Here is a 6,723-nt window from a genome sequence, read left to right as displayed (position 1 = left end):
GGGCTGACCGCAGTTCAGCTTGATCTTACCGACAGTGAAAGCATCGCCCGTGCGGTAGAGAAAACACTGGCACTGACTGGCGGCACTCTGTATGCCCTGTTTAATAACGGTGCTTATGGGCAACCGGGCGCGGTAGAAGATCTTTCGCGGGCCGCACTGCGTGAACAATTTGAGACTAACTTATTTGGCTGGCATGAGCTGACCACCTTAGTGCTGCCGATAATGCGTCAGCAAGGTGAGGGGCGCATCATTCAGAACAGCTCTATCCTCGGGTTGGTGGCGATGAAATACCGCGGCGCTTACAACGCCAGTAAATTTGCACTCGAAGGCTTAACCGATACTTTGCGCCTCGAGTTACGTGGCAGCCCGATATTTATCAGCCTGATAGAGCCGGGCCCGATTGCCACACGTTTTCGCCCAAATGCACTGGCAGCCTTTTTGCGCCATGTTGATCATACTCACAGCGTGCACCGCCAAGCGTATTACAAACAAATTGAGCGCCTATCAAAAACCGAGATCACCAACCGCTTTACCCTGCCGGCAGAGTCTATTGTACCGCTGGTTCGCCATGCATTGGAAAGTGCTCGCCCGAAAGCGCGTTACACACTGACCACGCCCACCAAACTTTTTTCACTGCTTCGCCGTCTGTTACCAAGCCGCTGGCTTGATCACTTACTCGCCAAAGGTGATTAACTGACAACCTAAGGCATTGATACCCAGACTCACTTGATACCGAACCTGCCCCGCCCCATATTATAAGTATAGAAAATACGTCAGTTTTTGAGGGTTATCATGGAAAACAACCAGATGGACAACAGCTTCGCAACCACGCCGTACATTATTGATGTCACCGATGCCAATTTGCGTGATATTTTGGAAACGGCGCAAACCAAACCGGTGGTATTCGATTTCTGGGCCGAATGGTGCTCACACTGTAAAACCTTGCTGCCGATTCTAGAAAAACTGGCCCACGAGTATCAGGGGCAATTCATTCTGGCTAAAGTCGACTGCGATAAACAACCTGCGGTTGCCTCTCAATTTGGTATTCGCAGCCTACCGACTGTGTATCTGTTTAAAAACGGTGAGCCGATTGACGGCTTTCAAGGCGCACTGCCAGAGAGTGAGATCCGCGAAAAACTGTTGCAGATTTTACCGCAGCAAGATGAAGTAAAACTTGAGCAAGCCATTCAACTGCTCGGCGAAGGCAAGCACCAAGAGGCCATTCCGGTTCTGCAAGAGGCGCTGGTGCTGTCGCAAAATGCCAGTGATATTGCTCTGTTATTAGCTGAAACCTACATTGTTATCCACAATATGGAAGAGGCAGAAGCAATACTCAACAGCATTCCGCTGCAAGATCGTGATAGCCGCTGGCAGGGGCTCACCGCACAGATAGAACTCAGCCGTCAGGCCGCTGATTCACCAGAAATACAGCAATTACAGCGCGAAATGAGTAATGAACCAGAGAACGCAGAGCTGGCAGTAAAACTTGCGCTGCAACTGCATCAGGTTAACCGCAATGAAGAGGCACTCTCACTGCTGATGCGTTTTTTACGCACAGATCTTGGTGCAGCCAACGGCAGCGCACGTAAGACACTGACTGATATCATTGCCGCACTCGGCAGTGGTGATCCGCTAGCAGCCCAGTACCGTCGTCAACTGTACGCACTGCTTTACTAATCACCAAAACTCATTGCGAGTAATCATCACTGGCTGCCGCACGAAAGTTATTCCCTCTTATATCCATTTGGAGGGAATAACTCCAACCGTTCATCGGTTCAGCTCTTGCGAGCTTATATCAGGCCACTGCATACAAAAATCCATAAAACAGCGCAACAGTGGGGATACATACTTATCACGATGCACCGCCATCCGTAGCTGTCTCTGAGTGGGTAATGAAATGGGTAAACGGCACAACGTACCCAACATAATATCGGTTGCCAGTGCCACTGCCGGCATATACCCAATACCTAATCCGGCACGGCATGCTCCTAAAATTGCCTCACTCTGATTTAACTCCAGCCGCAAATGCCATGAGTCGAGGTGCAACGCGATTGCCTGATTAAAACTCTCGCGCGAACCCGAACCGAGCTCTCGCACAATCCAGTATTGATCTTCAAAATCGGCCAATGACAGCACACCTTGCTGCTGATAACGCAACGCCAACGGATGCTGCGGAGAGACGACTAACCACATCTCATCATGCTGCCAATCGGTAAGAATCAATTGCGGATCGTGCAGCCCCCCCTCGACCAGTGCCATATCCAACTCAAAACGGGTCAGTTTTCCGGCCAACACGTGCGTATTATCAATAGTAATGTGTGGCGCACACTCAGGATGGCGGGTAATAAATGCCCCCAACATTGTCGGCAGCATATAATTACCAATCGTATTACTTGCCCCAATATACAAACTACCGCTCAATTCAGTATCTTGCTTAAACGTCTGCTCAATGAGCTGTGACCGTTGCAGCAACTCATCGGCCATGGGTAACAAGCGCTTACCCTGACTGTTTAGATGCAGACGGTTATTCACCCGATCAAATAAACGCTGACCCAGTTGTCTTTCCAACTCCTGCAACGCCATGCTCAATGCCGGCTTAGTCAGAAACAACGCTTCCGATGCTTGTGTCATGTTTCCGTGCAGCGCAATAGCACTAAACACTTTGAGTTGCTTGAGTGTCAGACTCATTCATTCAACCTTTATGATGTGTGAAATGCAGCTAAGTGCACTGTTTTATTAACTATTTATTGCATATTTGCTGCACAAGTTTACTGAACAGTTTTATTTAACAATACATTAAGTTTATTCAAATATTATTACTTAACGGATGCATATATCATAGATGACATTGAAATAAGACTCTCCGAGGCATCTATGATCCAGTCCATTCACAAAAGAATAGGTAAAGTTCCAACCCCAATGGCAGGATTAGCCTTGGGTATTGCAAGTGTTTTATGGTGTTGGGAAAACTTTGCACCTCTGAATGGAATGGCACAACTGATCGGTGCAATTATCGGTGGCACTATGCTTGGCGTGCTCACTATCAAATTTTTATTGCACCCACAGCTACTGCTTGATGACTTAGCACATCCGGTCGTCGGTAGCGTTGTTCCTACATTCGCAATGGGTGTTATGGTTGTATCAGCCACTGTCGGCCATTATGCTCCTGAAATCGGTATCGCATTGTGGATTGGCGCAGTCATGCTGCACCTGATCTTCTTATTCGTATTCACAGTACACCGAGCGCGTGATTTCTCGTTACATCACATGGTACCTAGCTGGTTCGTGCCACCTATTGGTATTATCGTTGCTGCCGTTTCAGTACCGCATACTCCGACACTGATCACTATCGCACAATATTTACAAAACTTTGGGATGATTTGCTACGCGATTATGCTGCCACTGATGCTGTATCGCTTTATCTTCACCCATAACGTACCCGATGGTGCAAAACCTACCATTGCAATTATGGCAGCACCTGCAAGCCTCTCACTGGCCGGTTACCTGACCGTGATGAGCAACCCATCACCGGTTGTTGTTGCCCTGCTGTTCGGCATCGCTATCCTGATGACAACGCTGATTTATCTGGCATTTTTCTCACTGCTTCGTCTGCCATTTAGCCCAGGTTATGCCGCGTTCACCTTCCCGATGGCCATTGGTGCAACAGCACTGTTTAAACTGACTCACCTGCTGCAAGTGTGGGGCGTTGCAACTCAGTATGTAAACCAGATCCGCTTGCTTGCTAACATTGAACTGATTGTTGCCAGCGTCATCATCGCCTACGTTGCTGTACGTTATGTGTGGAACTACTTACCACGTACCCATGAAAATAAAAGCAAAAAAGAGAACATGATCCACAAAATGAGCTAAGCCAAATCGTTACGATAACGCTGTATTCTCTTTTTCATCGCTCTCACTCATCAATTTTATCAACATGTCATATTTCCCTGCACATACCCGTGCAGGGCTTTTTTTTTTATCTTTCCCTGCCCATCGGTTCTACTGTTTTTTTTCATGACCACAACAGCTGTGCGGTAAAACAGGCTCACATGGCAGCACATCTGGTCGGTAAGCGGCCTGACTCAACCCAGAGATAATCGGGCACTCAGCTTTATCATCCCCTGGACACTCTTGCACCAGTGCAGAGAGCACCCGTCGCATCTGAGTCAAATCAGCAATTTGCCTATCAAGCTCGACAATTTTCTGCTCCGTTTTCGCCTTAACATCAGCACTACGCCGCGCCGGATTTCGGAATAAATCCAGCAACTGCGCACACTCATCTAGGCTAAAACCGACCAACCGCGCCTGACGCAGCAGCGTTAACTCCTCCTGATTTTTCTGGGAATAAACACGGTATCCGTTATCCTGCCGTAACGGTGTCACCAACCCCTTATCCTCATAAAACCGCAACGTTTTCGCCGTTAAACCGGTCAACTTTGCCACTTCACTGATATTCATCTCTGCTTACCCTCTTTACTGGGTTGATACCTTTCAGTAATAGGCCTTGACCTTCCCCTTGCTGTAACCTTTATCTTACTACACAGTGGTTAAAAAGAAGCGCGTCTTTACAAAACAGAGCGCTTCAAAATAGAGTGAAATTGACACTCTTCACCAGAAGGAAAATACGGTATGTCACACACAACAATTCTGGCTCTTGATGGCCTCAGCTGCATGGGCTGCGTCAACAAAGTAAAAACCGCACTGTTACAGCGTGAAGATATTACAGAAGCACAAGTTACCCGCACCTTTGCTCATATCACCGGCAGTGCCACCCCTGAACAAATAATCAAAAGCATTACTGATTTGGGATACAAAGCCATTTTAGTGACAACCCCAACCACCACTCTCACCCTGCAAGGGCTGGCCTGCGAAAGCTGCATCAACAGCACCCGTCAGGCACTTGAGCAGGTTGATGGCGTGGTTTTTGCTGATGTTGATAAAACCACGGCGCGTATTTACGGCTCAGCCGACAGCGCAACGTTGATTGCCGCAGTACAAACCGCAGGCTATCAGGCCACCGAGGATAGGGTAAAAAAGCCTGAGCCGGAGCACGTCAGCACACCTGCACGTACTTCGGCTGCAACACCGGTTATCGTGGAAGATTCAACCCTCAATCTTGCCGAGAAAACCGCCGCTGTTATCACACCCGAGCCATCACCGGCGCGGGTGTCGGCCCCAATACCTGCATCAATATCTGAACAGTGCGACCTCCAGCAGGATCTGCCATTAGCCCCCGTAATGGCAGATCCTGTTGCAGCGCCTAATACCACAAACATGGCTGACACTGATCCAACTGCCGGAGTTTCAGCAGCAGTAGCCAGTGACGACGCCATTCAACTGATGCTCAACGGCATGAGCTGCGCCAGTTGCGTCAGCAAAGTGCAAAACGCACTGCAAAATGTCAGCGGAGTCACTCAAGCGCGCGTCAATTTGGCCGAGCGCAGCGCACTGGTGATGGGTACGCCAGATCCCGCCGCACTGGTACAAGCGGTTGCCAACGCAGGTTATGAAGCCGAAGTAGTAGTTGACGATGCATTGCGGCGAGAAAAACAGCAAAAATCAGCCGATGAGACACTGCGTCGTCTGCGCTGGCAATCAGCGCTGGCGCTCGGTACCGGTATTCCGCTGATGATTTGGGGAATGTACGGCGACAACATGATGATCACCGCCAGCAATCAGGGGTTATGGAAAATACTCGGCATCCTGACACTGCTGGTCATGGTACTCACCGGACGACACTTCTACACCAGTGCATGGCGCGCGCTGAAAAACGGTTCAGCCACGATGGATACACTCGTGGCACTCGGCACCGGCGTTGCATGGCTATACTCAATGGTTGTCACTCTTTGGCCACAGTTTTTCCCTGCTGAAGCGCGGCATCTCTACTTTGAAGCTAGCACCATGATTATTGGCCTGATCAACGTCGGGCATGCACTTGAACAAAAAGCGCGCTCACGCTCTTCAGCGGCCTTGGAACGACTGCTCGATCTAACCCCACCAACCGCCCGTGTCGTGATCGACGGTAACGAGCAGGTGCTTCCACTGGCACAGGTACAAACTGGCATGATCTTGCGCCTGACAACCGGTGACCGCGTTCCTGTTGACGGTGACGTACTCAGCGGCGAAGCATGGCTCGATGAAGCGATGCTGACCGGCGAGGCGATCCCGCAGCAAAAACAGGCTACAGATACCGTACACGCCGGTACTGTCGTGCAAGATGGCAGCGTACTGTTTACTGCTCGCGCCGTCGGCAGCCAGACCACGCTGTCACGGATCATCCATCTGGTGCGCAGCGCTCAAAGCAGCAAACCACAAATCGGCCGGATAGCCGATAAAATTTCGGCAATCTTTGTTCCGGTTGTTATCGCCATAGCCCTGATCAGCGGCGCTATTTGGTTCTTTGTCGGCCCGCAGCCCCACATTGCCTACGCCCTCTCAATTACCACCACTGTACTGATCATCGCCTGTCCTTGCGCGCTGGGTCTGGCAACACCGATGTCCATCATCTCAGGAGTCGGTCGAGCAGCAGAGTTTGGCGTGCTCATCCGCGATGCGGATGCACTGCAACAGGCCAGTAAAGTCAATACACTGGTTTTTGATAAAACCGGCACACTGACCGAAGGTCGGCCAACTGTCACCGCCATTACGGCACTCAATAACCACACTGAAACAGACGTTTTACAGTGGGCAGCAGCGCTTGAAAAAGGCTCTAGCCATCCGCTA

The 6,723-nt window shown here is 50.0% G+C and carries 6 protein-coding genes; 4 read left to right on the top strand and 2 right to left on the bottom strand.

Translation table 11 applies throughout. The annotated features are described in order from the left end of the window. Together ACRC27_RS06665 and ACRC27_RS06660 are read left to right on the top strand one after the other, a co-directional pair. A partial coding sequence (locus ACRC27_RS06665; RefSeq protein WP_438639474.1) for an SDR family NAD(P)-dependent oxidoreductase occupies nucleotides 1-693 on the top strand: 693 nt, incomplete at its 5' end. A 114-nt stretch (nucleotides 694-807) separates the two neighbouring features. Then, the gene (locus ACRC27_RS06660; protein ID WP_438639473.1) at nucleotides 808-1,677 is read left to right on the top strand and encodes a tetratricopeptide repeat protein; all 870 of its coding nucleotides are present in this window, start codon (nucleotides 808-810) and stop codon (nucleotides 1,675-1,677) included. Nucleotides 1,678-1,767: 90 nt separating this feature from the next. On the opposite strand, the gene ACRC27_RS06655 is transcribed toward ACRC27_RS06660, so the two are convergent. Next, nucleotides 1,768-2,688, bottom strand: coding sequence for a LysR substrate-binding domain-containing protein (locus ACRC27_RS06655; protein ID WP_438639472.1), 921 nt, complete (start codon nucleotides 2,686-2,688; stop codon nucleotides 1,768-1,770). A gap of 186 nt (nucleotides 2,689-2,874) precedes the next feature. On the opposite strand from ACRC27_RS06655, the gene ACRC27_RS06650 reads away from it, so the two are divergent. Further along, on the top strand, nucleotides 2,875-3,870 hold the full coding sequence (locus ACRC27_RS06650) for a TDT family transporter (RefSeq protein ID WP_438630384.1): 996 nt from the start codon (nucleotides 2,875-2,877) through the stop codon (nucleotides 3,868-3,870). Between the two features lie 129 nt (nucleotides 3,871-3,999). On the opposite strand, the gene cueR is transcribed toward ACRC27_RS06650, so the two are convergent. Then, on the bottom strand, nucleotides 4,000-4,458 hold the full coding sequence (cueR, locus tag ACRC27_RS06645) for a Cu(I)-responsive transcriptional regulator (protein WP_438621903.1): 459 nt from the start codon (nucleotides 4,456-4,458) through the stop codon (nucleotides 4,000-4,002). Between the two features lie 171 nt (nucleotides 4,459-4,629). Between cueR and ACRC27_RS06640 the strand changes: the two genes are divergently transcribed. Next, the coding region (locus ACRC27_RS06640) for an HAD-IC family P-type ATPase (protein ID WP_438639471.1) at nucleotides 4,630-6,723 on the top strand (2,094 nt) is incomplete at its 3' end.

Source organism: Plesiomonas sp. (genome assembly GCF_051650925.1).
Classification (GTDB): domain Bacteria; phylum Pseudomonadota; class Gammaproteobacteria; order Enterobacterales; family CAMTGL01; genus Plesiomonas.
The sequence above is the reverse complement of the archived record's forward strand: the minus strand, read 5'-3'. Positions and strand labels throughout refer to the sequence as shown.